Source organism: Bacillus sp. C-3-6 (assembly GCF_054509685.1).
Genome location: NZ_CM137247.1, coordinates 1,451,377 through 1,474,556, shown reverse-complemented (window position 1 = coordinate 1,474,556; position 23,180 = coordinate 1,451,377). Strand labels below are relative to the sequence as shown.

Sequence of the window (23,180 nt, the reverse complement as noted above, 5' to 3'; positions counted from 1 at the left end):
TTTACGCATAGTTTTTTCTTATAACAGCAACACTTTTAACAAGGAGGTGTTATTCATTATGGGTAAAGATCGCCAAGAACGAAAACTACGAGAATCACGCCGCGTTGAATCTGATCGTGATCAATCACTACAATATCCAGGTGCAACTGGACTTGATACACCAGAGCAGGCTCGAAAACAAAACCAGCACTAATGAATACAAAAAGACGGTTTCGATATTGTACGAAACCGTCTTTTACATAATCATTTTAATGATTTTTATTTATATCGAAATAATATTTTGTGTACTATATCCTCCTATCACTTCTTTTTACCTCCACCTATTTCCTTTAGAAAATCAAGCCCTCTCCAAAAATCTAGTAACTAATCATCTTCATTTTTTAACCTTTTTTCAATTACAATTTTTATAAAATACCAATTCCATTTTATATTACGAGAAAGAAAACAAAACAAAAAAATCAACCGAACGGTTGATTTTTTATCTCCTACTATAATGCGCAGTATCAATACCACGCTGCATTAACCAATGATATGTTTCACCTTTTACAACAAGAGGTACAGATTGCAACTCTTCTATCGTCTTTGCACCAAGAGCTGTCATAATAAATTTCAAATCTGTATGTAGAAGCTCAATTTCATCCACTAATTTCTCGATACCATCTTGCATTAAAATACGTAAAAAGTAACCAGCAAACGCAGTTGTATTCGCCCCTAATGCGATTGCTTTCGCTACGTCAAGCGCTGTCTGTATACCCCCTGATGCAATAAAAGAGAGGTTATTATTTGTAGAGGTTGCTTCAATAATCGAGGTTGCTGTTTGTATGCCCCAGTTATTAAAATAAGAAAGCATTCGCTGTCTTCTTTCATTTTCAACAGCAGCAAAATTCGTACCACCTTGCCCACCAATATCAATTGCCGTTACACCTACGTTCGCTAACTGTTGCATTGTTTCCTTGCTCATCCCAAATCCAACTTCTTTTACAATGACAGGAACTTTACTATTTAAAACAATTTTCTCTATGCGCTGAAGTACACCAGTAAAGTCACGGTCTCCTTCTGGCATCGTTAACTCTTGTATGACATTTAAATGAATTTGCAATGCATTCGCTTCAATCATATCAACGGCACGCTCTGCCTGCTCGATAGTTGCCTCACTACCTAAATTAGCAAAGAAAATACCATTCGGGTTTACCTTTCTAATCACCTTATAAGAAGCAGCCTCATTTTCATCTTTTAACGCCGCCATTTGCGACCCTACAGCCATAGCAAGGTTATGCTGTTTCGCTACATATGCTAATTGCTCATTAATATGTAACGTTTTCTCTCCTCCACCACCAGTCATCGCATTGATAAAAATCGGCGAACTTAGTGAAAGTTCGCCGATTTTTGTTTCACATGTTATTGTGTCATAATTTGAATTTGGCAAGCTTTGATGCACAAAATCAATATCATGAAAGCCATGCGTACGAGACTGACCAGTAGAAAGAGCGTATTCAATATGATCTAATTTACGTTTTGCCCTTACCACTTGTACCCCTCATTATTTCTTTAATTTTTTCAGTTGTTCACCAATAATATCACTTAATTGGAAAGTAGCAGAATCAGCATTTGGCTCATACTGACTATAATCTTCAATTACATTATTTTCCTCAAGCGCTTCTTTTATACTTAAAGAAATACGTTTCTCTGCTACGTGAACTTCAAGTACTTTCACTTTTACTTCTTGTCCCATTTCCAATACTTCATTCGGGTTTTTCACGTGACGATTTGCAATTTGAGATACGTGTACAAGTCCTTCAACGCCAGGTAAAATCTCAACGAATGCACCAAATGTAACAAGGCGTTTTACTACTCCCTCACGAATATCTCCAGCTTTTATTTCGCCAGCAACGTTTTCCCAAGGTCCTGGTTGAGCCGCTTTAATTGATAAAGAAATACGTTGTGTATCAGCATCAACAGATAACACCTTTACCTTAACCTTTTGACCTTGCTCTAATACTTCAGAAGGTTGCTCTACACGTTCGTGTGAAATTTGTGAAATGTGAACTAAACCGTCCACGCCACCAACGTTAACGAAAGCACCAAAGTCAGTTAATCGTTGCACTGTTCCTTCAACAACGTCACCTTCTTTTAATGAAGAAATTGCTTCTTTTTTCTTAGAATCTAGTTCTAATTCTACTACCGCTTTATGCGAAAGGATTACACGATTTTTTTCACGGTCTAATTCAACAATTTTCACCGCTAATGTTTTACCTTTATAGTCAGTAAAGTCTTCTACATAATGTACTTCTACAAGTGAAGCTGGAATAAAACCGCGAACACCAAGGTCCACAACTAATCCGCCATTCACAATATCTTTTACAGTAACATCAAATACATGACCAGAAGTAAATTTCTCTTGTAATTCTACCCATGCTTTTTCTGCATCAACAGCACGTTTAGATAAGACAAGATCATCTTCTTCTAATTTAATAATTTTCAACTCTAGTGTTTGATCTAATTCTACAACATCGCTTGCTTTTTCAATATGAACGTTAGCTAATTCACTAATTGGAATTACGCCATCTGTTTTGTATCCAACATTTACAAGCACTTGTTTCTCTTCAACTTTCGTTACAGAACCTGTAACAACGTCACCAACTTGTAATTCTTTTGAATCCATAACTTCTTCATTCATTTTCTCTACCATGGAAATACCTCCCTACAGAATTGACAAAGCATTTTTTTATGTATATACGAAATGAAAACAAAGTTTTCATTTGCATGTTTAAGAATTTCTCATCACATACTCTTTTTCAATACCATTCACAAGAAAATATATTAAACCTATATAAATAGTATACAGCAAAACCAGCTTGAAAAAAGTATGTTTTGAAATATAATAGCGAATATATTCTGACAGTTTTATTCCTCTTTAACTAACTTCTTACAAATCAGCTCATTTGTCAAGGAAAGAGACTCACAATTCACGTATCCTTTACATTTCTATTTCAACAAAAAAAGAAAGAGGATTATCCCCTTTCTTTATTTCGCAAACACTCCTGAAACAATACTCATAATTTTTTGGACAACTTCTTCAATTGATAAAGAAGTCGTATCTAATTCCAATGCATCATCAGCCTTTTTTAGTGGAGAAACTTCGCGTTCTGAATCTAATTTATCACGCTGAGCAATTTCTTCTTTTAGCTGCTCTAAATTAGAAGCGAAACCTTTATTTAAATTTTCTAAATGCCTTCTTTCCGCTCTTTCTTCAACAGAAGCAAGCATAAAGATTTTCACTTCAGCATCCGGTAATACATGTGTACCAATATCACGGCCGTCCATTACAACGCCGCCTTTTTTCGCTAACTCTTGCTGACGACGTACCATTTCTTCACGAACAAGGCGATGCTTCGCTACAATAGATACTCGATTCGTCACATCAGGTGTACGGATTACTTCAGAAACATCTTGTCCATTCAAAAATACAAGCTGCGTATTTTCTCCTTGCTGAAATTCAATATTTACATTCTTTACAACTTCCATTAACTGTTCTTCATTTTCAATATCTACTTTTTGTTCAAGGGCTGCATATGTAAGCGTACGGTACATCGCGCCTGTATCAATATAAACGTAAGAAAGTTCCTTCGCAACAACTTTTGCCACTGTACTTTTCCCAGCAGCTGCTGGACCATCTATAGCAATTGAAATTCGTTTATCCATTGTAACACCTCATTTTTTCACTTATAAAACAAAACGAAAAGCAGGTGTTCACCCTGCTTCTTCTCATTTGCTTCACGTCATTAAATCCTCAATTATTGTAGCATAATCCTTCATAGAAGAAAATGAAAACTACCTATTCACCTGCAAGATTTCTGCTTTATTTTTTACCATGACACCTTCGTAATAAACAATTTTAGATAAATATTTCACTGATGACTTATGTATAAATAACAATTGTACAACAGAAAGACAAATGAATTGTATTATTAATATACGAATAAAAATTCTCTCCATCTTTTTCAACATAATTGCCCCTCCTATACTATATTTGCACATTTCGTTTCGTGATTTTATACATCGTACATATAGCAGTTAATTTTATTGTCATTTTCGAGGCATACTTTTATACATTTCCATTGTCGAATTTACTCAAAACATGTTATGTTCTAAATGTATTTTTTACTTGAAAGGGGTATAAGCATTGAAAAGAATCCTAGTTTTACACACAGGTGGAACAATTGCAATGGAGGAAGATAAAGAAACTGGGGTCGTACAACCAGGTGAAAAAAATCCTCTTTTAAAATTCATTCCTGATTTAGAAGGCGATGTTGATTTAATCGTTGAAGATGTGTTCCATCTACCATCTCCTCATATGACACCGAGCGAAATGTTACAATTACAAGTCATCATTGATGAAAGAGTAAAACAAGACAACATTCATGGCGTAGTCATTACGCATGGTACGGATACATTAGAAGAAACAGCTTATTTCTTAGATTTAACAGTACAAGCAACCATTCCGATTGTTGTGACAGGTGCAATGCGCTCTAGCAATGAGTTAGGTGCTGATGGTCTATATAACTTCTTATCAGCTGTAAAAGTTGCTAGTTGTGATGAAGCTGCAGAAAAAGGTGTTTTAGTCGTATTAAACGACGAAATTCATTGCGCTACAAATGTAACGAAAACACATACAAGTAATGTCGCAACATTCCAAAGCCCACAATATGGACCAATTGGAATGGTAACAAAACGCGGTGTTGTCTTCCATCACGCTTTAGTACATCACGAAACATATACGATAAACAAAGTATCTAAAAATGTAGTTGTTCTAAAAGCATATGCCGGCATGGATGATACATTATTAGCAGCAATCGAAAATCTTCCTGTAGACGGTATTGTTATCGAAGCGCTTGGACAAGGTAATCTACCTCCAAGAACACTTCCTAGTCTAGAACGATTATTAAATAAAGGTATTCCTGTCGTATTAGTTTCTCGCTGTTTCAACGGTATCGTTCAAGACGTATATTCGTATGAAGGTGGCGGTAAACACTTAAAAGATATGGGCATTGTATTCACATACGGCTTAAATGCACAAAAAGCACGCATTAAATTACTTGTCGCATTAGAGAATACAAATTCTCATGAATCCATTCAAAATATGTTTATGCACGAATAAAAAGGAGCTGTCGAGGTTTTCCCGACAGCTCCTTTTTATTTTTCTCTTGATGCAATAGTTTGTGCAATCGCATCTCCATGAAATCTACCGTTCTCGATAAATATTTCATTTGCATTATTTCCAGCAGCTATGACACCTGCAATGAAAATATTTTCAGCATTCGTTTCCATTCTATCCTCTGTATAAATTGGACGTCCTGTTTCTTCATCAATCTTAACACCCATCTTTGTTAAGAAGCTATGATCAGGATGATAACCAGTCATCGCAAATACAAAATCATTTTGGATTGTAAAATCTTCACCATCAACTGTAAACGTTAATGTATGCTCAGTAATTTCTTTCACATGAGCCCCGAAATGCATTTGAATTGTGTCATTTCGTACTAACGCCTCAAATTCCGGCAAAATCCAAGGCTTTATGCTTGGTGAATACTCACTTCCACGATACAGTACCGTTACACGCGCACCAGCTTTAACAAGTTCTAACGCGGCATCTACACTCGAGTTTTTCCCACCTATAACTACTACATCTCGATCAAAATAAGGATGCCCCTCTTTAAAATAGTGAGCTACTTTCTTCAATTCCTCACCTGGAACATTCATATAATTTGGATTATCATAATATCCAGTTGCTACAACAATATATTTCGCTATATATATTTCTTTACTTCCGTCACGCTTTGTCGTCTCAACCTGAAAAACTTCTCCATCGTTTTGAACTTTCTCCACTCGCTCAAAAGCATTTACACGTACAGATTTACGTTTTACTACTTCACGATAATACGCAAGCGCTTGATTTCGAACTGGCTTACGATTTTCTGTAATAAAAGCTACATCACCAATTTCTAATTTTTCACTAGAAGAGAAAAATGTTTGATGAGTTGGATAATTATAAATGGCATTTACAATGTTTCCTTTTTCAATTACTAACGGATTTATCCCTACCTTTTGCAACGAAATCGCTGCCGCTAATCCGCACGGACCGCCTCCGATTATAATAACTGTTTCTTTCTGCATACTCGTCCACTCCTAGTCTTCTACCAATACACTATTTATAAAAACAAGAAAAAACCTACTTACAGCAGTAGGCACCTATCTTTATTGTATTCATTTTTCATATATTTGTCATCTAAACGAAACGTACATCCGATAGACATCTGCTAAAAACTGCTGAAATTTAATACCTTGTTTCCCTAATACATTCTCAGGATCAATCTTTCTAGCTGGATCAAGCGTTTTATGTGACACGATATCTTTTTTCGGATTTAAGCCAAAATTTTGGCATAAATACGCATGATACCATGTAAAACGATTATATGCTTCCCAAAAGTTAACATCACCGCCATAACAAAGTTCCACTCCAATGGCCGCCTTATTCGCGTCATAGCCGTATAAGTCATTATCCGTCGGCACACCATATCGAACATGATATGCAACTTCATTTATAGGAATAATCTCCAATATTGTTTTATCATCTATAAATGTATGCGCCGAAGCTTTCGGTTGTAATTCATTAAAGTAATCTCGATTTCCTATCGCATTGCTTCCAGGATTCCCCGTATCATGACTTACAATAAATCTCACTTTAGTTAGAGGAATCCCCGGTCGTGAACTTCCATATCCTATATAGTTGCGCTCTATAGGAAACATCGCCATTGCTACCAACTCCCGCTCTAGAAGATTACCTTACTTCCTTATATATGTATTCGGTAGCAATGTCCTTATCGCATATTTCTTACGCGAAGAGAAAATCGAAAATATTTGAAGTGAACACCATAAACAACAAGATACTTACAGCCACTCCATAAAAACCGTAAAACCAAACACAATCTTCTTTCGTATCTAAACCGAAAAATTTGTTTACCGATTGTAATAATGTGCCACGCTTGCTTTGTTTGTTTCGTAATACTTCCACTCGCTCTACAACATCTGCTGGCATCATAAATCTTTGGTCTACTGTCATTTTCATCATTTATCTCTCCTTAAAATCATTTCCGTTTTGTTTATCTAAGGAGAGTATAGCACGTTTGTTCGCATAGAACAAGCGTTCTTTTTATTTTTATTTTATTTTATTTTTCAGCAAGCCAAGTAAAAATTGAGATTACAACGGCAATAATCGGCCCTACTACAACCATACCAAATATCAAAAACAGTAGCCCTTCCCCGAATATCCGAACAGTACTTATTTTTCGAGCTTTCACCGTTCTTGCAAGTTCTCCCTCTAACCTCTTAACCTTTTCTTCTAATTGTTCTACTCGTTCCAGCATTTCATTCTCCATATACAACACCTCATTTAATACTTCAACAAAAAAACGTGATTCCCTCGAAAGGAAATCACGTTTTCTCAAGATATAATATTTTATACCCAACCTCTGAAGCGGCTTGCTTCAGCCATTTTACGAACACCAATCATGTACGCCGCTAAGCGCATGTTCACTTTACGAACTTGTGCTGTTTCATAAATAGAATCAAATGATTTTACCATTACTTTTTCTAAACGTTGTTCTACTTCTTCTTCAGTCCAGTAGTAACCTTGGTTATTTTGTACCCACTCAAAGTAAGATACCGTTACACCACCAGCACTTGCTAATACGTCTGGAACAAGTAAAATTCCGCGATCTGTTAAAATTTTAGTCGCTTCTAATGTTGTTGGACCATTTGCAGCTTCAACAACGATTTTCGCTTTAATATCATTAGCATTTTCTTCTGTAATTTGGTTCTCAATTGCAGCTGGAACTAAAATATCGCAATCAAGCTCTAACAATTCTTTGTTTGAAATTGTATTGTTAAATAGCTTTGTTACTGTACCGAAGCTATCACGACGGTCTAATAAATAATCAATATCTAATCCGTTTGGATCATGTAAAGCGCCGTAAGCATCTGAGATTGCAATAACTTTCGCACCTGCATCATGCATAAATTTAGCTAAGAAGCTACCAGCATTACCGAACCCTTGAACAACAACGCGTGCACCCTTAATATCAATGCCACGTTTTTTCGCAGCTTCGCGAATACAAATTGTTACACCTTTCGCAGTTGCTGTTTCACGTCCATGTGATCCACCTAATACAAGCGGTTTACCTGTAATAAATCCTGGTGAATTAAATTCATCAATACGGCTATACTCATCCATCATCCATGCCATAATTTGAGAGTTTGTGAATACATCTGGAGCTGGAATATCTTTCGTCGGACCTACGATTTGGCTAATTGCTCGTACATAACCGCGGCTTAATCTTTCTAACTCACGGAATGACATTTCACGTGGATCACAGATAATTCCACCCTTACCTCCACCATATGGTAAATCAACAATACCACATTTTAAACTCATCCAGATTGAAAGTGCTTTCACTTCATTTTCTGTTACATTCGGATGGAAGCGAATTCCACCTTTCGTTGGACCAACAGCATCATTATGTTGTGCACGATATCCTGTAAATATTTTAACAGTCCCGTCATCCATACGAACTGGTATTTTCACTGTCATCATACGAATTGGTTCTTTTAATAATTCATATACTTCGTTTGGATAACCCAATTTTTCTAACGCTTCACTAATAACAATTTGTGTTGAATTCAATAGTTCAAAATGTTGTTCCCTTTGTTGTTGTGTTTTTGTTTGAGTTCCCTTTTCGGCTACCATAGTAAGTAAACCCCCTGTAATTTCACTTGTTTAGTAAACCTTCATTGCCTAGTATACACCCTTAAATTTGGAATGCAATAGAAAACGCTAACAAATATATACAAACTATTTTCTGTTGCAAGCGTTTTCACTATTATTATAGTCCTTTTATTACTTTTAGAAAAGTAAAATACTTAAATATTTAAATATTTTTTATTTTCCTCAGCGACGCTCCCATAAAACTGCATATTTTATTTTCAAAAAGTATGTTCGCGTATTTACTATCATCCCTTCCCTTATCCAAATAAAAACAAAACCTCAGCTATGTTGTATTAGCTGAGGTTTTGTTTTTTCACAAAGTAATTGTGTATTTGTTCTATCGCGTTAAAATCCATTAATTCTTTACCGTACTCCATGATGCGATAAATAGTTGCTGTAGACGGATTGCCGTATTCCGCTAAAATAGCTATAAAATCCGCTTTTAACAATTGAATTTGTTCCTCTTCTTCCACCCAAAGATAGAAGCGCTCATCCCACGTATATAGCTTTCCGCCAGTTACACCAAGGTTATATAAGCGATTCGACAGGTTAATTATATCATCTAGCGTAGCAAACTCATATAATATATGTTCACTTTCATCTAGAGTCACTTGCATTTCAATAAACTCGTCACGGAACTCATCATCCGTATCCATTTCTTGATTTTCTTTCGTTACAATTACAACCATCCCTTGTGCTTGTAGAGAAAACACTTCAACTGCAATCGGACCATCTGCTTCAAATCCTAATTCCTTATTTGCTTCTTGCATCATATCACGAAATAATTGCTGTACTTTCGGCGCATTTCTCCATAAATCTTCTTTCGTTAATCCTCTTTCAGATAAATCATCAAATGTTAGAAAAATTTTTATCTTATTGTAATTTAATCGTTCCAGCCTCATCTCATACCCTCCCTACGTAACCAATGCATCTAATTTTTATTATATGAAATAGAAAATAGATGGTTCTTTTCGAACAACTATTCCGACATTTTTAACCATTCATCCCATTCTTCTTTCGTATCACCAATTAAGATTGTTTCAATGTCCAACTGGTTTAGAACGCCTAGCTTTCCGATAAATCCAACAGAAAGAGATTCCCTTTTTTCTTGTAATACATTTATAAAGTTCATCGTCTTTTTCATTTCTAGTTCGTCAGCAAAAGATACAAACACATATTTCGGCTGTATTTCCTCTACCGCTGACAACATACCATCTTCAGCTAAGCTTGTCCTAATATATATCGCCTCATATCCTTTTAAGCGTAAATAAGTTGAAAAAATAAATCCTTTCAATGCATTCTTTTCTAACACAATAACTTTGTGTAAAGAAGAAAACATTGAGGCATTGTGATACACCATCCCTAGACGCGTTTGTAAAAATGATAGTGCATATTGAAATTGCACCATTGAAATCTCATTATTATTTTTTGACGTTAATAATTTGTCTGTCACTCGAAGAACGATACTGGCAACAACCTTTTCTGTTGAATATATACTAAAAGCTTCGTTTAATAATGCAGCAATTGTAATTTCATCAAATTTTAACAAAGCTTGTAGCAAATCGTCCACTAAAACAACTTCTTTATCGAAATGTATCTCTTTTTGAACTGTACTCTGCAAACGATTCTCTTCTAATAACTGAACTGCTTGTCCAATCATCATACCGGAAGAAACTTTTTCCATTAACCATTTTAAAATTTGAATATGCTCTTCTGTATATAAACGATGCCCAGCTTGATTCCGCTTTGGGGCAATAATTTGATATCGTCTTTCCCATGCGCGAAGCGTACTCGGCTGAACTCCAATTATATTTGAAACAGCTTTTATATTATATTTTCCACTAAGAGTTGGCATCATTTCCCTCCGCACAATGTAATAATATGTGTTTGAGCAGGCGCTCGGAAACGAAGTGGTATCAATGTTGTTCCGTACCCATTACTAACAAAGAGAATCGTATTCAAATGGTTATATACGCCACCTTTTAAATATTTTTTAGATGGGAATAATCGGATTTGTCCTCCATGCGTATGTCCACTTAATACAAGTGAAATCTGTTCATTTCCAGACATCTTTTTTATTATATCAGGGTTGTGACTAACTAAGATACGAAAACCATCTTCTTTACAATCCGCCAATGCCAAATCTAAACGATCACGGTGCAATCCAACATCATCTATACCGAGCAAACAAATTTTCTCGCCTAATTCAGACTCAAATACCACTCTTGTATTATCTAAAACTTTTACGTTATTTTCTAATAATAAAGCATCTAATTCATGATATTCTATCTCATAATCATTGTTTCCCCACACAAAATATACAGGAGCTATCTCTCTTAACTTTTGAATATTGGCAGAGATTTTTGATAAAGAGACTCCTTTCTCTGCTAAATCTCCTCCGATAATTACGAGATCTACTTTTCCTTTTACTTGTTCAATTAACAAATTCGAAATGACTCTTCTATGAATATCAGAAATAAAAAACACATTTACTTTTTGAAAACTTTTCGGAAATTCTTTAAATACTAAAGTATGTTCCAACACTGTATTACGCATCGCTTCTTTATACATCACAAGAAGTAATAAAATCCCCATTCCTATGAGAGTACTGAATAATATAATCCATATCATATTTTTTACTCCCCTCATCATAAAGATAACCCTAGGCTTTTATAACAAACTGCGTTCGCCTAATTCACTAGCTCTCTTGCTTTGTGGACTTATCTTTTATCGGAATTTTTAATTCTTGACCTGCACTCACTTCATCTTCTTGCAAGTTATTATACTTTTTAATTACTTCAACCCCATTTTCATCTGAAAAATATTGCTTCGCTATACTTTCTAAAGTTTCTCCCTCTTTCACAGTATGCGTTATCGCTTTTTCAGACTGTTTCTGCGACTCAGATTTAGCTGAATCAAAGAAGATTACTTCAAACGCACTTTTCCCGGCATTATTACTATCGCCCTTCACCTGAATATATTTATCCGTATACCACAAAATACTAATCGGCAGCAGAATGAATAGAAATGTTAAAACCCGGACGAAAATATGATTTATTTTAAACTTTTGTTTTTTCTCTTTATTTCTATGAATTTCACTACGCGGCGGTAAACTTTCTTTTTCTTCTACTCGCTCAACTTCTAATTCCTCTTCAAAATCAGGAATTCGTTTCCTCATGTTGTTCACCACCACCTTCCATTTATTTTCTTAATTGGAGTCCCATTATAAAATCAACAAGAAAGTGTGCAAAGATTGTTATAAACAAATTCCCTGTCCATTCAAATACATAACCAAAGACAAAACTAATGAAACAGACGAAACAAAACAAAAATGGCTTTGTTATATAACGAATATGTAACACTGCAAATACGAAACTCGCAATTACAATTCCAAAATGAGTCTGCACTACACCTCTAAATAAAAATTCTTCTGCAAAACCGATTACGAACGTAATAATGAGTAAATGCAGAACCGACATTCCTCGAAACATCTTATCGTTAATACCACCATCATCAAACCAAGACTCTGGAAACACTCGCATTGCAACATAATCTAATAACACAATACCAATCGCTAACAAACCACCTATAATAAGTATAGATACTGGTTCCCATCTCCATAAATTAAACACTTCTTTTACATCTTGAAATAATATATATGCTAGTAAACAGCCAATACCGATAATAATTAACTGTGTTATATATAGATTCAGCCTTATTTCCTGCGGACTCATATCTTCAACATTATGCCTTTGAATGTTCATCATTCCCCCATCTTTTCTAGGCCGAAAAGCTTTTGTAACTCTGTTTCCCAATTATAGTCGAAATCCGATTGTTGCGCTCGTCTTTTTTTATAATCTTCTTTTGTAATACCACAATAATCACAGCAATTATTTAACTCTTTCTCTTTCCTATAACCGAACTGTTGCAACACATATTCACGTCTACATCCTTTAACTCGTATCCATGACTTCATATTTTCTAGCTCACTATATTTATTACGCAACCTTATTTCTACTTCAGCTATTAATCGGTTCATAATTTCATCTGACAAACTCTCTAATAATAATCTTCGTTGTTGTATAATTCCAACCTGTTCGAGATGATAACGAACGAAACGCCAATATTGCTCATTAAATCTTGCTGCATTATAACAAATTTCTTCTACATCTTCTATTGGTAATTCTTTCGTTTGAAACATTCTTTCTTGTAGTAAAGAAAATAAAAATTGTATTTGCGACTTACTTGGCAATTCATCCTCAATGATTGAAATTGGTAAATCATGATCCAACGGACTACACAATAAAATAGCTATACTCGGTTCGCCATCTCTTCCAGCTCTTCCGATTTCTTGTAAGTAAGAAGCTATATTAGTTGGATAATGAAAATGAATAATATATTGCGTATTCGCCTTATTTACCCCCATACCAAATGCACTTGTACATATTACAAGCTGCAATTGATCGTTCATAAACTGTTGTTGAATTAACATACGCTCTTCATGTTCCATACCACCATGATAAAAAGCTACACCAGTAACACCTTTTCCTCTCAAGTATTCCGTTAACCTTTCTGTCCACGCTCTACTTGAACAATATACAATTCCCGGCCCTTGTAAATACATCACCTGCTCCAAAAGCGCCTCTTTCTTTTCTTCTATCGTCTCTACAAATTGCACCTCCATTGCAATATTAGGACGGTCAATAGAGTATACATGTTCCGCGGCACCCTTTAAATTTAAACTGTCTGCGATATCTTGTAGTACCCCTTTTGTCGCTGTGGCTGTCAATGCTAATACTGTAGGAGAACCAATATTTTCAATAACTACATTTAGTTTCTTATAGTCCGGTCTAAAATCATAACCCCATTGAGAAATACAATGAGCCTCATCAACAACAAATAATGAAATATGAATTTTCTTCAATTCCCTAATTAATAACTCCGACTGTAACATCTCTGGTGAAACAAAAATAAATTTATATGAAGATAATTTTTTCATCGCTTCTCTTTTTTCATTTAATGTCCGAAAACTATTAAATGCTATCACTCGGTTTTTCACAACATACTTTAATTGTGTCACTTGATCTTCCATTAAAGATAATAACGGTGATACAACAAGCACTGTTCCTTCTCGCATAAGCCCCGGAAACTGATAGCACATAGATTTCCCTCTTCCAGTCGGAAGCATTGCTATCACATCTTTTCCTTCTAATAAATCTGTAATAACTCCTTTTTGACCTGGACGAAATTCAGAATATCCAAACCACTTATATAAATATTCTTCAAGTTTCATTTACACCCTCCATCCGCGCTAATACAAGACGAACTTCAAAATAAGAGATATCTTCTCCAACCGCTTGTTTCAAAACACGTAACTTCCGCGTTTGTAATGCTTCAATTACTCTTATTACTTTGTCTACCTTTTCTTTTTCCATAAACACTTCAATAGAAAAATCTTTTTCTCGCAAAGCAATTTCAACAAAATGATCTTCTATCGTTGCAACCTTTAAATTCCGAATCGTCGCTATTTCTTCTAAAGAACGCCCTTGTCTCCAAAAATTATATGTTTTTTTCGTGGATAAACTAAATAATTCAGCTCTCTCATTTGGATAAGATATAATTTCAGCTAATAGTGGAAATTCATTTTCTTTATCACGAACTTCTTGTATAAAGAAATGCATTGTACCCCAAAATAAAAAATACACCCTGAATATATCTTGTTTCGTAATTTCTGCTAATTGTTGCAATGTACAACCAATACGTTCATAGCCCGTTAGTCGATATGTTACAATCGTCGCTTCTATCGCATTACTCTTTTCCAAAAGATTATGTACTTCCGTCCATAGTTTCCTCGCCAACTCACTTCTTTTATATGGCCTTCCTGTTAGAAAACGTTTTACCCACATCATTATTTCTGTATCTTGTTGAATTGGGATAAACTTCGTATTATTCTGTTGTAAATTTGATATGGTTTGAATAATCAATGATAATCTTTTCCAAAATGTTTCACCTAATTCACCATAATGTAAACCATGCAAATGTGCTGGAAAAGCATAAACTTCCTCCCATTTATGTAACTGCATTTTACCCGTAGGTGTTAACACATATGTATTTTCATGTATTTCTTGAATAAAATCCGCTTGCAACAACTTTACAACTTCACCATCATAGTCATTTCTATTTAATGATTTATATATTCCGAATAAAAAAGAAATCCGGAACATATTTCCATCTTGTAAAGTTTGCGAAGAACGTTTGCCCTTTAGTAAATAATAAATAGAAGAAACGGTTCTTTCACCATTCAATTGTTTTAAACAATGCAACAAAGTATATTGTATTTGCATGACCGCTTCCACCTTCCAATCTTAACTTCATTCTTTTCAGTACAATTACACTATCTACTGTCGCTCATTAAACTTATCATATAAGAACTATATACTTGTATATATTCTATTGTATCAAACGAAATCACATTTACGTATTTTGAAAATCTTATGACATAATTCAAAAATAAGTTGACACTCTAATTGATAAGCATTATCATTATAATTTTATGTTGAAAAGTTTCACAAACCGTTTTACAATAAGGTTATAATTTTTATGGCGAGCTTTTCACATACATATTATCAGGAGGGAAAAAAGATGGCAAAATATACAATCGTTGATAAAGATACTTGTATTGCATGTGGTGCTTGTGGCGCTGCTGCACCCGACATTTATGACTATGATGATGAAGGTATTGCATTTGTAACATTAGACGATAACCAAGGTATCGTTGAAATTCCAGATGTATTAATTGAAGATATGATGGATGCATTCGAAGGCTGTCCAACTGACTCAATTAAAGTTGCTGACGAATCATTCGACGGAGACGCTTTAAAATTCGAATAGTCTTTTATTAACTTCAAAAAACGCCCCTCATATTGATGAGGGGCGTTTTTTGTATCTAAATTTTATTTTCCTTAATAAAAAACCATTAGTAGTTCCACACTACTAATGGTTTTAATATATATTATGCATTTTTCATTTTTGCAAACACCCATACTTTCAGGCGTGAGAATAATGCTACAAATACAATTGTTACAACAATTCCTTTAATTAAATTAAATGGTAAGATTGCCGTTACAACCGTTGTTCTGATAGCTTCGCTAGACATAGCCGGTGAATTTAAAAACCAAGTGTAAGCCGGGAATATGATGATGTAGTTTAATACACTCATAATAAGTGCCATTGTAATTGTCCCTAGCATTAATCCTGTCGTTAAACTCTTCACAGTACGATACTTTCTAAATAAGAAAGCTGCTGGTCCAATAAATAAACATCCTGCAATAAAGTTTGCAATTTCTCCAACTGGTACTCCTGTTAAACTTCCTTGAATCCCGTAATGTAAAATGTTCTTTATCGCCTCTACAATCACTCCTGCTAATGGTCCAAAGATAATTGCTGCAATTAGAGCTGGTACATCACTAAAATCAATTTTCAAAAATGGCGGAAGCCCTGGGAACGGGAAATCCAACATCATTAGTAAATATGCAATACTACTTAGCATCGCTACACTCACCATCTGCACTACACTGTTTTTTTGTTTCATCTTTCTCTCTCCTTTTCCATCGATCATCTCATGGAAAGTGGAAAGGTTCTGCTATGCCTATTTTTTCATAGAACGAAAAAACCCTTTGCGTTTTACACAAAGGGAGAATTTAAGGCACATCAAACAGACGTTCAAATCCATATCTTTTTTGAACGCTTGAACCTCCATCTTCTCCCATCCAGACTATACTGTCGGCTTTGGAATCACACCAAATCCTGCCTTAACGGCTCGCGGGCTTAGAACAAAATCATAAATAGTTCATCACCGCCGGTCGGGATTTTCACCCTGCCCCGAAGATAGACCGATATTCTATTTTCCCCTTCATTATACAACAACCTCATAACATTGTGAACTAAAAAATTGTAACTTATTTAAAATTAGTTATTTATTTTTCGTAACAACAAATGAATTGCGAAATATTTTACAATACAATCCATATTTTTTATTATTCGGCATTTCTCTTTTGAATTACCTAGTCATATATAATTAAAAGTGATAAGATATTGAATTGTTAAGATAAGAACATTTTCTGAGTTATGGAGGAAATGTCATGAAAAAAGAAAAGAGACATTCTATTCGAGAAGCAATGAAAAAAAACTTAAGAAAAGAATACTTTTACTTAAAAAAAGAATTACTTTTCTACTGCCCAATTGATTTAGGCACATTCTCAAACGAGACATACTATGCTACTTTCGATGAAGATGGCATCAGTATTTATCAGTATGATAAGAAAACAGAAAGTAAATTAAAATTGTGTGAGCGTCATCCGTGGAAGAGTTGGAGTAAAGTGAAGATTGATCACTATTTGACAACTTCTCAATTTATTTTTCAGGGTGAGCGAAATTGGATCTTATCTCTTTTTCAAAAAGGAAAAGAAGCTCAAAAAATTATTGAAGAGCATACATCTTTACAAACAGAAGTTGTTTCCCGCTCTTTCTTAAAAAAACTTCCTGGCTTTCGTTCTAATACACCACTGAATAAATACATCGGTAGCATTTGTTACACTGCACTTATTGCATTTTTATTAAAATGGATGATTCCATTTCAAGCACCACAAATCGCCCTGTATTCTATTTCGATTGGTTGTATGCTTCTTGGCCTACTTTGTTTGACAATCGGTTTAATTGAACCGACTATCGTACTGTTTCGAACAAAAGAGAAAACAAGAACAAAAGTTTTTTACTTATATAGCTATTTAGCTATTTCTGGATTTATATGTGTCTTTATTTTTTGGTAAAAGAAACCGTCCCAAAATAAATTTTGGGACGGTTTCTTTTAAATATAGATACTCTAATTCACTCAATACTTCTAGGAGAAGCGCCCATATAATTTCATTTACATTGAACCTTATTTAAGAATATTCAAAGTTTAATTTTTGAGACGTTGCCTTTACTTAACATATAATTGTTGATTAGGATAAATTAGCTCTTGCTGCAATCCATTTTTTTCTTTAATTTCCTTAAGTGTCATACTAAATTTCCGTGCAATACTAACTAAAGTATCCCCTTTTTGTACGACATATAATGATGAAGAAACAACTTCATTTCTTTGTTCACTTAAAACAAGCAATGGGTTCATCGCATTCTTTTTCGCCATCGTCCATCTTCCTTGATGAAGTTCTAGATGTAAGTGTGCACCTCGCGATTCTCCCGTGTTCCCTACTTCTCCAATTTTTTCTCCTTTTGAAATATAATCCCCTTGAACTACATATCTCTTATTTAAATGTGCATACACAGCCTCATATTCTCCATGTTTAATAAATATAACGTTTCCATAACTACTTGAATAATAAGACTTTGTTACCTTCCCTTCTTGAATAGCTGACACAGGCGTGCCGATCGGTGCCGCTATATCTATACCGTAGTGTTTTCCGTGTCTTGTCCCAAAATAATCACTTATCTGTCCTTCAACAGGCCATGCCCATTGATTTCCCTCTGCGTACACATGTAATTGAGATAAAAGCAGTACTGTCAATAACATAACGCCGTATTTTAAAACTTTCATATACATCCTCCGTTTTCTAATTACCACCATACCTTCTCTATTTTGGTATATTACAGAAAAAAGTATACAAAAAAGAAAGTGAATCACTCCACTTCCTTCTCTTTCTTATCACGAAAAACGATTGCACTGCGATTATACTCTACATCTTTTACTTGTAATCGAGCGTTTATTACTCTAGCTACTGCAAATAAATAGTCAGATAATCTATTTACATACTTTAGAACAACTTCATTTATTTTTCCTTCTTTTTGTAAGGACACGATACATCGTTCTGCTCGCCTTACAACTGTACGTGCAATATGAATAGTAGCTGCCGACTCGCTTCCACCTGGTAAAATAAAGCGCTCTAGCGGCGGTGCTTCTTCTATATACGAATCAATCCTACTTTCTAAGTTTTCGACCATTTCAATTTTTACTTTATAAGGTATCTTCTCGCCTACTATCGCCAAGTCTCCCCCGCAATCAAATAGTTCATGTTGAATCGTTTCAAGTTCATTGTAAATATCTCCGAAAGGCCCGCCTTGTAGTTTAGTCATTGCATATCCGATATGAGAATTCGCCTCGTCTATTGTTCCATACGCTTCCACACGGATATCATCTTTATCAACCCTACCACCTATTACACTTGTCGTTCCTTTATCTCCTGTTTTTGTATATAATTTCATTTCTTCACAGCACCTCTCTTGTTATTCTTTATTCGAGCAACATAGAAAAAAGTTCTACCATTCTTTATTTAATTGAGTTTACAAAAAAATAAAAAACAGCAGAACTTTATTCATTATCAACTTTAAAAACGTATATCTAAATTATACGATTCGGTAAATAGACAGAAAATGTAGTTCCTTCTCCAACAACACTTGATACAGAAATTTTACCATCATGGCCTTGAACAATATTTTTCGCAATCGCAAGCCCGAGTCCTGTTCCACCTTTTTTCCCACGTGTTCTTGCTTTATCAGCTTTATAGAAACGATCAAATAAAAATGGAATATCTTCTTCTGGAATACCAACGCCCGAATCTTGTACTTCAAAAATGAGACCATTATTTTTCGTATCAATTACAAGTGTTACATGTCCGCCTGCGTTCGTATGACGTATTGCGTTATCAATTAAATTCGTCAATACTTGTTCCATACGATCTGCATCAAACGGGTATTGTTCAATTGGATTTTTGAAATCAACTGTTAGTTCAACTTCTTTATCCTTTGCGATCCCTTGGAATTTACGACCAATTTTTTCAACAAACGGATGTATGTCCACTTCACCTATATGTAACTCTACATTACCACTTTCCATGCGTGCTAAATCTAATAATTCATTTACAAGTTTACCTAAACGAACGGATTCATCATAAATGATTTGAACAAACTCATTAATTTCTTCTTTCGTTTGCACAATATCATCTAAAATTGCTTCACTATACCCTTGCAGCATGACCATCGGTGTACGAAGTTCATGCGATACATTCGCAATAAAGTCTTGACGCATCTTTTCAAGACGACGTTCTTCCGTCATATCTCGCAGTACTGCTACAGCCCCGCGAATTTTCGTTTGATTGTAGAGCGGCGTCATAAGAACTACATAGTTCCCTTTTTGTAAATTAATTTCAACAACTTGTTGTTGTTCGCTTTCTACAACGAGATGGAATAGTTCAACAAGTTCAGAAGGCAGTTTTTTACTGAGCTCTATCTCTTTTTCTTCTTGCCAAACTTGTAAGAAATGTTCAGCCGGCGGATTGATTACTACAACTTCACCTTCTTGATTTAATGTAATAACCCCATCTGCCATACTACTCAAAATACTTGCTAACTGTTCTTTCTCTTGCTGCAGGGCATTCATATTAAACTTCAACTGTTTCCCCATTTGATTTAAGGCCGTTGCAAGCTCACCAATCTCGTCCTGAGATACCATAGGAGCTTTCGCATCAAACTTCCCACGCGACACTTCAAAAGCAACCTCACGCATTTTACGAAGTGGTGCTGTAATTCGAGTAGATAAGAAGAATGCAAAGAAAGTTGTTAATATAATCGCAATCCCTGCTGATAAGAATATAAAATCAGTCGTTCTTTCCATACCTTGTATCGGCACTTGTAAAGATTCGTACACAAACACTGCACTTTGATTTTTTGATTGCACTGGTTTTCCGACAATCATAATATCATTTTCAGTATTTTTATTCTTTCTACTATTAGAGGCTTTTCTAATGTTATTCTTAATTTCTTTTTTGTCTGTAAACACAGCCGCTAATTCTTTATCTTCTTTTAAGTCATCCATTGTAAGAGTGACTAAGCCTTCTTGTTTCGGTGAAGAAGAGATTTCTTTACCATCTTCTACAATAATAATCCTTGAAAGTGGATCAGAGAATTTGTAAGCGATATTCTCAATCGTTTTTACATCGGCACCTTCTTCAATTAACTCTGAAACACTTGTTGCGACTTTTTGAAGCCTAGCTTCACTCATATCAACATAATACGTTCTAAAAAACTGTGAAAGTAAAATCGCAACAAATCCAAGAACAAACGAAACGAGAAGTAATATGGTCATCCATAACTTCCCTACTACACTTCTCCAAAGCATCAGTCGTTCACAACCTCAAATTTGTAACCTACACCCCAAACAGTAACAATCATTTTCGCTGCATCTGGTGATTTTTTGCTTAACTTCTCACGTAAACGCTTTACATGTGTATCAACTGTACGTAAATCTCCGAAGAATTCATATTGCCATACTTCTTTTAACAGTTGCTCACGATCGAATACTTTATCAGGAGCTTTCGCTAAAAATAATAGTAACTCATATTCTTTCGGCGTTAAGTTTACTTCATTACCATCTGCAGTAACACGGTGTGCATCGTTGTCAATTGTTAAGTGCGGGAATACAGTAACATCTTTTGTCGTTGTATCTTGTGTAAAGAATGTTGTTGGTACAGCACGACGTAATACCGCTTTCACACGTAGCACGACCTCACGTGGACTAAATGGCTTTACAATATAATCATCTGTTCCAACTTCAAATCCTTGTACTCTATTTACTTCTTCACCTTTTGCTGTCAGCATAATAATTGGTGTCGCTTTCTTCTCACGAACCCCTTTACATACTTCAATGCCATCTTTACCAGGCATCATAAGATCTAATAAGATTAAATCGTAATCATTTTGTAACGCCATTTCTAAAGCTGTATCACCATTATCTGCTTCTTCAATTGTGTATTGTTCTCTTTCTAAGTACATTTTCAATAAACGACGAATACGATCCTCATCATCTACAATTAAAATTCTTGATTCATTTTCCATCTCTACCCGCTGCGTACTCTCACTTCAGCGGTTCACACCTACCCTTCTTTACTATTATGTTGCGCTATTCTCGTTTATTTAAGCAATCTTCTAAATGTTTCACTTCCCATATTATGCTTCACAAGAATAATAAATTTTGTTCAATTTTTTTCCAAAACTATGTATTTTTTTTGAACAGTATATAATGTCCTCGACATCATTTTACAAAATCAACCGCTACTTTGTCATGTTTTTCTCAAAAAAGAAGAAAAGTTGACAAAAATAAAATAGGAAAGTGACATGCACTCTCCTATTTTATTTCTCTATGCATATGAATGTAAACCGGCAATAATTAAGTTTACTACAATAAAGTTAAACATAATAATTGCAAAACCAATTACTGCAAGCCAAGCTGATTTCTCTCCATGCCACCCTTTAGATAATCGTAAATGTAGTACTGCAGCATAAAAGAGCCACGTTATAAGTGCCCAAACCTCTTTCGGATCCCAGCCCCAAAAACGCGTCCACGCTATTTGAGCCCAAATCATTGCAAAAATTAACGCTCCTAATGTGAAAACTGGGAATCCAATTGCAATAGATCGATATCCGATTTCATCTAGTAAATCACTATTCGTATTCTTTACTAACGGCTGAAGTGCTGCCGATACTCGCTTCCGTAAAACAAGTCTTAATACAATATAAAGTAATGTTCCAACTAACACTGACCAAATAACAGTATTTAATTTCTTCGCATTTACAATCGCTGGAACTTCAACTGCCGGTTCTAATTTATTTTCTGTCAGTAACTTCCCTTCATGCGGTCCAACTAAAGCCGGAAGATTGTACTTCATTTCCAGTTGCTGTTCATTTTTATCAACCCATTGAAACTTCGCTTCATATTTCATACTAGAAAATACCGTTGTTACTCCAATAAATCCAACTGTACAAACAAGTGTAAATACTACCGTCTCTAGCCAAAATGTCCGTTTACTTCTCGTTGATTGATCTACATTTTTTAATAAATACATAACGCCCGTAATAAAACTAATCGCTAAAATTGCTTGTCCTGCTGCTGCAGTCGTCACGTGAATATGTAACCAATTACTTTTTAAAGATGGAATAAGCGGAGATATTTCCCTCGGAAACATACTTGCATAGGCAATTAATAAAAGCGCAACTGGTAATGCAAATAGTCCAATTATACTTACACGGTACATAAAATACATTACAATAAATGCTCCTACAAGCATCATGCCGAAAAATGTACCGAATTCAAAAAAGTTACTAACTGGTGCATGCCCTGATGCGATCCACCTTGTAACAAAATATACTGTTTGTGCTATAAACCCTAAAATTGTAATTGTTATTCCTACATTTGCCCATTTATGACCCTTTTCTTTAATGGCTCCACCAAAAAATAGAGTCGCAATTAAATATAAAATAAATGCGGTAAAGAGAAAGTTACTACTTATTTGCACCATATCGTTTCCCC

The 23,180-nt window shown here is 35.0% G+C and carries 26 protein-coding genes and 1 riboswitch; of the genes, 4 read left to right on the top strand and 22 right to left on the bottom strand.

Features of this window, described 5'->3' with window-relative positions; all coding sequences use genetic code 11:
- The first annotated feature begins 58 nt into the window (after window positions 1-58).
- Entirely contained in the window at window positions 59-193 is a 135-nt protein-coding gene (locus tag ACW0JX_RS07640; RefSeq protein WP_000513900.1) for a YpzI family protein, read from the top strand.
- 285 nt (window positions 194-478) lie between these two features.
- Here ACW0JX_RS07640 and ACW0JX_RS07635 read toward each other — a convergent pair whose 3' ends face one another.
- From ACW0JX_RS07635 to ACW0JX_RS07620, 4 genes are all read right to left on the bottom strand, one after another.
- Window positions 479-1,528: a type 2 isopentenyl-diphosphate Delta-isomerase gene (locus ACW0JX_RS07635; protein WP_095691159.1), complete on the bottom strand. Its 1,050-nt coding sequence runs from the start codon at window positions 1,526-1,528 to the stop codon at window positions 479-481.
- 12 nt (window positions 1,529-1,540) lie between these two features.
- Window positions 1,541-2,689 (bottom strand): 30S ribosomal protein S1, encoded by a 1,149-nt coding sequence (gene rpsA / locus ACW0JX_RS07630; protein WP_000229558.1) that lies wholly within the window; start codon window positions 2,687-2,689, stop codon window positions 1,541-1,543.
- Between the two features lie 335 nt (window positions 2,690-3,024).
- Entirely contained in the window at window positions 3,025-3,702 is a 678-nt protein-coding gene (cmk, locus tag ACW0JX_RS07625) for a (d)CMP kinase (protein ID WP_095691160.1), read from the bottom strand.
- A gap of 129 nt (window positions 3,703-3,831) precedes the next feature.
- Entirely contained in the window at window positions 3,832-4,005 is a 174-nt protein-coding gene (locus ACW0JX_RS07620; RefSeq protein WP_023521499.1) for a YpfB family protein, read from the bottom strand.
- A 178-nt stretch (window positions 4,006-4,183) separates the two neighbouring features.
- Between ACW0JX_RS07620 and ansA the strand changes: the two genes are divergently transcribed.
- Window positions 4,184-5,158 carry an asparaginase gene (gene ansA / locus ACW0JX_RS07615; RefSeq protein ID WP_000822009.1) on the top strand — a complete coding sequence of 325 codons (975 nt, stop codon included), beginning with the start codon at window positions 4,184-4,186 and terminating at the stop codon, window positions 5,156-5,158.
- Between the two features lie 35 nt (window positions 5,159-5,193).
- Here ansA and ACW0JX_RS07610 read toward each other — a convergent pair whose 3' ends face one another.
- The 12 genes from ACW0JX_RS07610 to ACW0JX_RS07555 all read right to left on the bottom strand — a co-directional run bounded on the left by ACW0JX_RS07610 (window position 5,194) and on the right by ACW0JX_RS07555 (window position 15,165).
- Complete coding sequence (locus ACW0JX_RS07610; RefSeq protein ID WP_001168518.1) at window positions 5,194-6,174, bottom strand: YpdA family putative bacillithiol disulfide reductase; 981 nt, start codon at window positions 6,172-6,174, stop codon at window positions 5,194-5,196.
- 108 nt (window positions 6,175-6,282) lie between these two features.
- Window positions 6,283-6,813 carry a peptidoglycan recognition protein family protein gene (locus ACW0JX_RS07605; protein WP_001240655.1) on the bottom strand — a complete coding sequence of 177 codons (531 nt, stop codon included), beginning with the start codon at window positions 6,811-6,813 and terminating at the stop codon, window positions 6,283-6,285.
- 79 nt (window positions 6,814-6,892) lie between these two features.
- Window positions 6,893-7,129 carry a DUF3961 domain-containing protein gene (locus tag ACW0JX_RS07600; protein WP_001983018.1) on the bottom strand — a complete coding sequence of 79 codons (237 nt, stop codon included), beginning with the start codon at window positions 7,127-7,129 and terminating at the stop codon, window positions 6,893-6,895.
- Between the two features lie 97 nt (window positions 7,130-7,226).
- Window positions 7,227-7,436, bottom strand: coding sequence for a hypothetical protein (locus ACW0JX_RS07595; RefSeq protein ID WP_000426766.1), 210 nt, complete (start codon window positions 7,434-7,436; stop codon window positions 7,227-7,229).
- Between the two features lie 80 nt (window positions 7,437-7,516).
- A complete protein-coding gene (gene gudB, locus ACW0JX_RS07590) occupies window positions 7,517-8,803 on the bottom strand; it encodes an NAD-specific glutamate dehydrogenase (RefSeq protein ID WP_000225172.1) in 1,287 nt (428 codons plus the stop codon).
- A 311-nt stretch (window positions 8,804-9,114) separates the two neighbouring features.
- Window positions 9,115-9,723 (bottom strand): genetic competence negative regulator, encoded by a 609-nt coding sequence (locus ACW0JX_RS07585; protein WP_001235398.1) that lies wholly within the window; start codon window positions 9,721-9,723, stop codon window positions 9,115-9,117.
- Between the two features lie 77 nt (window positions 9,724-9,800).
- The gene (locus ACW0JX_RS07580; protein WP_065228528.1) at window positions 9,801-10,676 is read right to left on the bottom strand and encodes a MerR family transcriptional regulator; all 876 of its coding nucleotides are present in this window, start codon (window positions 10,674-10,676) and stop codon (window positions 9,801-9,803) included.
- A complete protein-coding gene (locus ACW0JX_RS07575; protein WP_000637796.1) occupies window positions 10,676-11,452 on the bottom strand; it encodes a metallophosphoesterase in 777 nt (258 codons plus the stop codon). Before ACW0JX_RS07575 ends, ACW0JX_RS07580 begins: the two co-directional genes overlap by 1 nt.
- A gap of 67 nt (window positions 11,453-11,519) precedes the next feature.
- Window positions 11,520-11,999: a LysM peptidoglycan-binding domain-containing protein gene (locus ACW0JX_RS07570; RefSeq protein WP_001231555.1), complete on the bottom strand. Its 480-nt coding sequence runs from the start codon at window positions 11,997-11,999 to the stop codon at window positions 11,520-11,522.
- 22 nt (window positions 12,000-12,021) lie between these two features.
- Window positions 12,022-12,585: a CPBP family intramembrane glutamic endopeptidase gene (locus ACW0JX_RS07565; protein ID WP_001025783.1), complete on the bottom strand. Its 564-nt coding sequence runs from the start codon at window positions 12,583-12,585 to the stop codon at window positions 12,022-12,024.
- Window positions 12,585-14,114 (bottom strand): ATP-dependent DNA helicase RecQ, encoded by a 1,530-nt coding sequence (gene recQ, locus ACW0JX_RS07560; protein WP_000762977.1) that lies wholly within the window; start codon window positions 14,112-14,114, stop codon window positions 12,585-12,587. The genes ACW0JX_RS07565 and recQ overlap by 1 nt, the downstream gene beginning before the upstream one ends.
- A complete protein-coding gene (locus tag ACW0JX_RS07555) occupies window positions 14,104-15,165 on the bottom strand; it encodes a YpbB family protein (protein WP_095691161.1) in 1,062 nt (353 codons plus the stop codon). The genes recQ and ACW0JX_RS07555 overlap by 11 nt, the downstream gene beginning before the upstream one ends.
- A 298-nt stretch (window positions 15,166-15,463) precedes the next feature.
- Between ACW0JX_RS07555 and ACW0JX_RS07550 the strand changes: the two genes are divergently transcribed.
- A complete protein-coding gene (locus tag ACW0JX_RS07550; RefSeq protein WP_001151993.1) occupies window positions 15,464-15,712 on the top strand; it encodes a ferredoxin in 249 nt (82 codons plus the stop codon).
- Between the two features lie 121 nt (window positions 15,713-15,833).
- On the opposite strand, the gene ACW0JX_RS07545 is transcribed toward ACW0JX_RS07550, so the two are convergent.
- The gene (locus ACW0JX_RS07545) at window positions 15,834-16,412 is read right to left on the bottom strand and encodes an ECF transporter S component (protein ID WP_095691162.1); all 579 of its coding nucleotides are present in this window, start codon (window positions 16,410-16,412) and stop codon (window positions 15,834-15,836) included.
- A gap of 162 nt (window positions 16,413-16,574) precedes the next feature.
- Window positions 16,575-16,714, bottom strand: a riboswitch (FMN riboswitch).
- Between the two features lie 248 nt (window positions 16,715-16,962).
- Here ACW0JX_RS07545 and ACW0JX_RS07540 point away from each other — a divergent pair.
- The gene (locus ACW0JX_RS07540; RefSeq protein WP_000711798.1) at window positions 16,963-17,649 is read left to right on the top strand and encodes a hypothetical protein; all 687 of its coding nucleotides are present in this window, start codon (window positions 16,963-16,965) and stop codon (window positions 17,647-17,649) included.
- 152 nt (window positions 17,650-17,801) lie between these two features.
- Here ACW0JX_RS07540 and ACW0JX_RS07535 read toward each other — a convergent pair whose 3' ends face one another.
- The 5 genes from ACW0JX_RS07535 to resC all read right to left on the bottom strand — a co-directional run bounded on the left by ACW0JX_RS07535 (window position 17,802) and on the right by resC (window position 23,169).
- Window positions 17,802-18,416 carry a peptidoglycan DD-metalloendopeptidase family protein gene (locus ACW0JX_RS07535; RefSeq protein WP_095691163.1) on the bottom strand — a complete coding sequence of 205 codons (615 nt, stop codon included), beginning with the start codon at window positions 18,414-18,416 and terminating at the stop codon, window positions 17,802-17,804.
- A gap of 83 nt (window positions 18,417-18,499) precedes the next feature.
- Window positions 18,500-19,081, bottom strand: a complete 582-nt coding sequence (locus ACW0JX_RS07530) for a cob(I)yrinic acid a,c-diamide adenosyltransferase (protein WP_053564894.1) — start codon at window positions 19,079-19,081, stop codon at window positions 18,500-18,502.
- A gap of 136 nt (window positions 19,082-19,217) precedes the next feature.
- Window positions 19,218-20,993, bottom strand: a complete 1,776-nt coding sequence (gene resE / locus ACW0JX_RS07525; protein ID WP_000964683.1) for a sensor histidine kinase ResE — start codon at window positions 20,991-20,993, stop codon at window positions 19,218-19,220.
- Window positions 20,993-21,709: a DNA-binding response regulator ResD gene (resD, locus tag ACW0JX_RS07520; protein ID WP_000426861.1), complete on the bottom strand. Its 717-nt coding sequence runs from the start codon at window positions 21,707-21,709 to the stop codon at window positions 20,993-20,995. The genes resE and resD overlap by 1 nt, the downstream gene beginning before the upstream one ends.
- A gap of 302 nt (window positions 21,710-22,011) precedes the next feature.
- Entirely contained in the window at window positions 22,012-23,169 is a 1,158-nt protein-coding gene (gene resC, locus ACW0JX_RS07515) for a cytochrome c biogenesis protein ResC (RefSeq protein WP_000250087.1), read from the bottom strand.
- Window positions 23,170-23,180: the final 11 nt, after the last annotated feature.

Bases quoted from the DNA above. Each gene is read 5' to 3' on its own strand.
- ACW0JX_RS07575 (WP_000637796.1), bottom strand. From the start codon at position 11,452: ATGATATGGATTATATTATTCAGTACTCTCATAGGAATGGGGATTTTA.
- ACW0JX_RS07610 (WP_001168518.1), bottom strand. From the start codon at position 6,174: ATGCAGAAAGAAACAGTTATTATAATCGGAGGCGGTCCGTGCGGATTA.
- ACW0JX_RS07570 (WP_001231555.1), bottom strand. From the start codon at position 11,999: ATGAGGAAACGAATTCCTGATTTTGAAGAGGAATTAGAAGTTGAGCGA.
- ACW0JX_RS07550 (WP_001151993.1), top strand. From the start codon at position 15,464: ATGGCAAAATATACAATCGTTGATAAAGATACTTGTATTGCATGTGGT.
- resE (WP_000964683.1), bottom strand. From the start codon at position 20,993: ATGCTTTGGAGAAGTGTAGTAGGGAAGTTATGGATGACCATATTACTT.
- resC (WP_000250087.1), bottom strand. From the start codon at position 23,169: ATGGTGCAAATAAGTAGTAACTTTCTCTTTACCGCATTTATTTTATAT.
- ACW0JX_RS07600 (WP_001983018.1), bottom strand. From the start codon at position 7,129: ATGATGAAAATGACAGTAGACCAAAGATTTATGATGCCAGCAGATGTT.
- gudB (WP_000225172.1), bottom strand. From the start codon at position 8,803: ATGGTAGCCGAAAAGGGAACTCAAACAAAAACACAACAACAAAGGGAA.
- ACW0JX_RS07565 (WP_001025783.1), bottom strand. From the start codon at position 12,585: ATGAACATTCAAAGGCATAATGTTGAAGATATGAGTCCGCAGGAAATA.
- resD (WP_000426861.1), bottom strand. From the start codon at position 21,709: ATGGAAAATGAATCAAGAATTTTAATTGTAGATGATGAGGATCGTATT.
- ACW0JX_RS07530 (WP_053564894.1), bottom strand. From the start codon at position 19,081: ATGAAATTATATACAAAAACAGGAGATAAAGGAACGACAAGTGTAATA.
- rpsA (WP_000229558.1), bottom strand. From the start codon at position 2,689: ATGGTAGAGAAAATGAATGAAGAAGTTATGGATTCAAAAGAATTACAA.
- ACW0JX_RS07535 (WP_095691163.1), bottom strand. From the start codon at position 18,416: ATGAAAGTTTTAAAATACGGCGTTATGTTATTGACAGTACTGCTTTTA.
- ACW0JX_RS07545 (WP_095691162.1), bottom strand. From the start codon at position 16,412: ATGAAACAAAAAAACAGTGTAGTGCAGATGGTGAGTGTAGCGATGCTA.
- ACW0JX_RS07595 (WP_000426766.1), bottom strand. From the start codon at position 7,436: ATGGAGAATGAAATGCTGGAACGAGTAGAACAATTAGAAGAAAAGGTT.
- ACW0JX_RS07640 (WP_000513900.1), top strand. From the start codon at position 59: ATGGGTAAAGATCGCCAAGAACGAAAACTACGAGAATCACGCCGCGTT.
- ACW0JX_RS07605 (WP_001240655.1), bottom strand. From the start codon at position 6,813: ATGGCGATGTTTCCTATAGAGCGCAACTATATAGGATATGGAAGTTCA.
- cmk (WP_095691160.1), bottom strand. From the start codon at position 3,702: ATGGATAAACGAATTTCAATTGCTATAGATGGTCCAGCAGCTGCTGGG.
- recQ (WP_000762977.1), bottom strand. From the start codon at position 14,114: ATGAAACTTGAAGAATATTTATATAAGTGGTTTGGATATTCTGAATTT.
- ACW0JX_RS07585 (WP_001235398.1), bottom strand. From the start codon at position 9,723: ATGAGGCTGGAACGATTAAATTACAATAAGATAAAAATTTTTCTAACA.
- ACW0JX_RS07555 (WP_095691161.1), bottom strand. From the start codon at position 15,165: ATGCAAATACAATATACTTTGTTGCATTGTTTAAAACAATTGAATGGT.
- ACW0JX_RS07540 (WP_000711798.1), top strand. From the start codon at position 16,963: ATGAAAAAAGAAAAGAGACATTCTATTCGAGAAGCAATGAAAAAAAAC.
- ACW0JX_RS07580 (WP_065228528.1), bottom strand. From the start codon at position 10,676: ATGCCAACTCTTAGTGGAAAATATAATATAAAAGCTGTTTCAAATATA.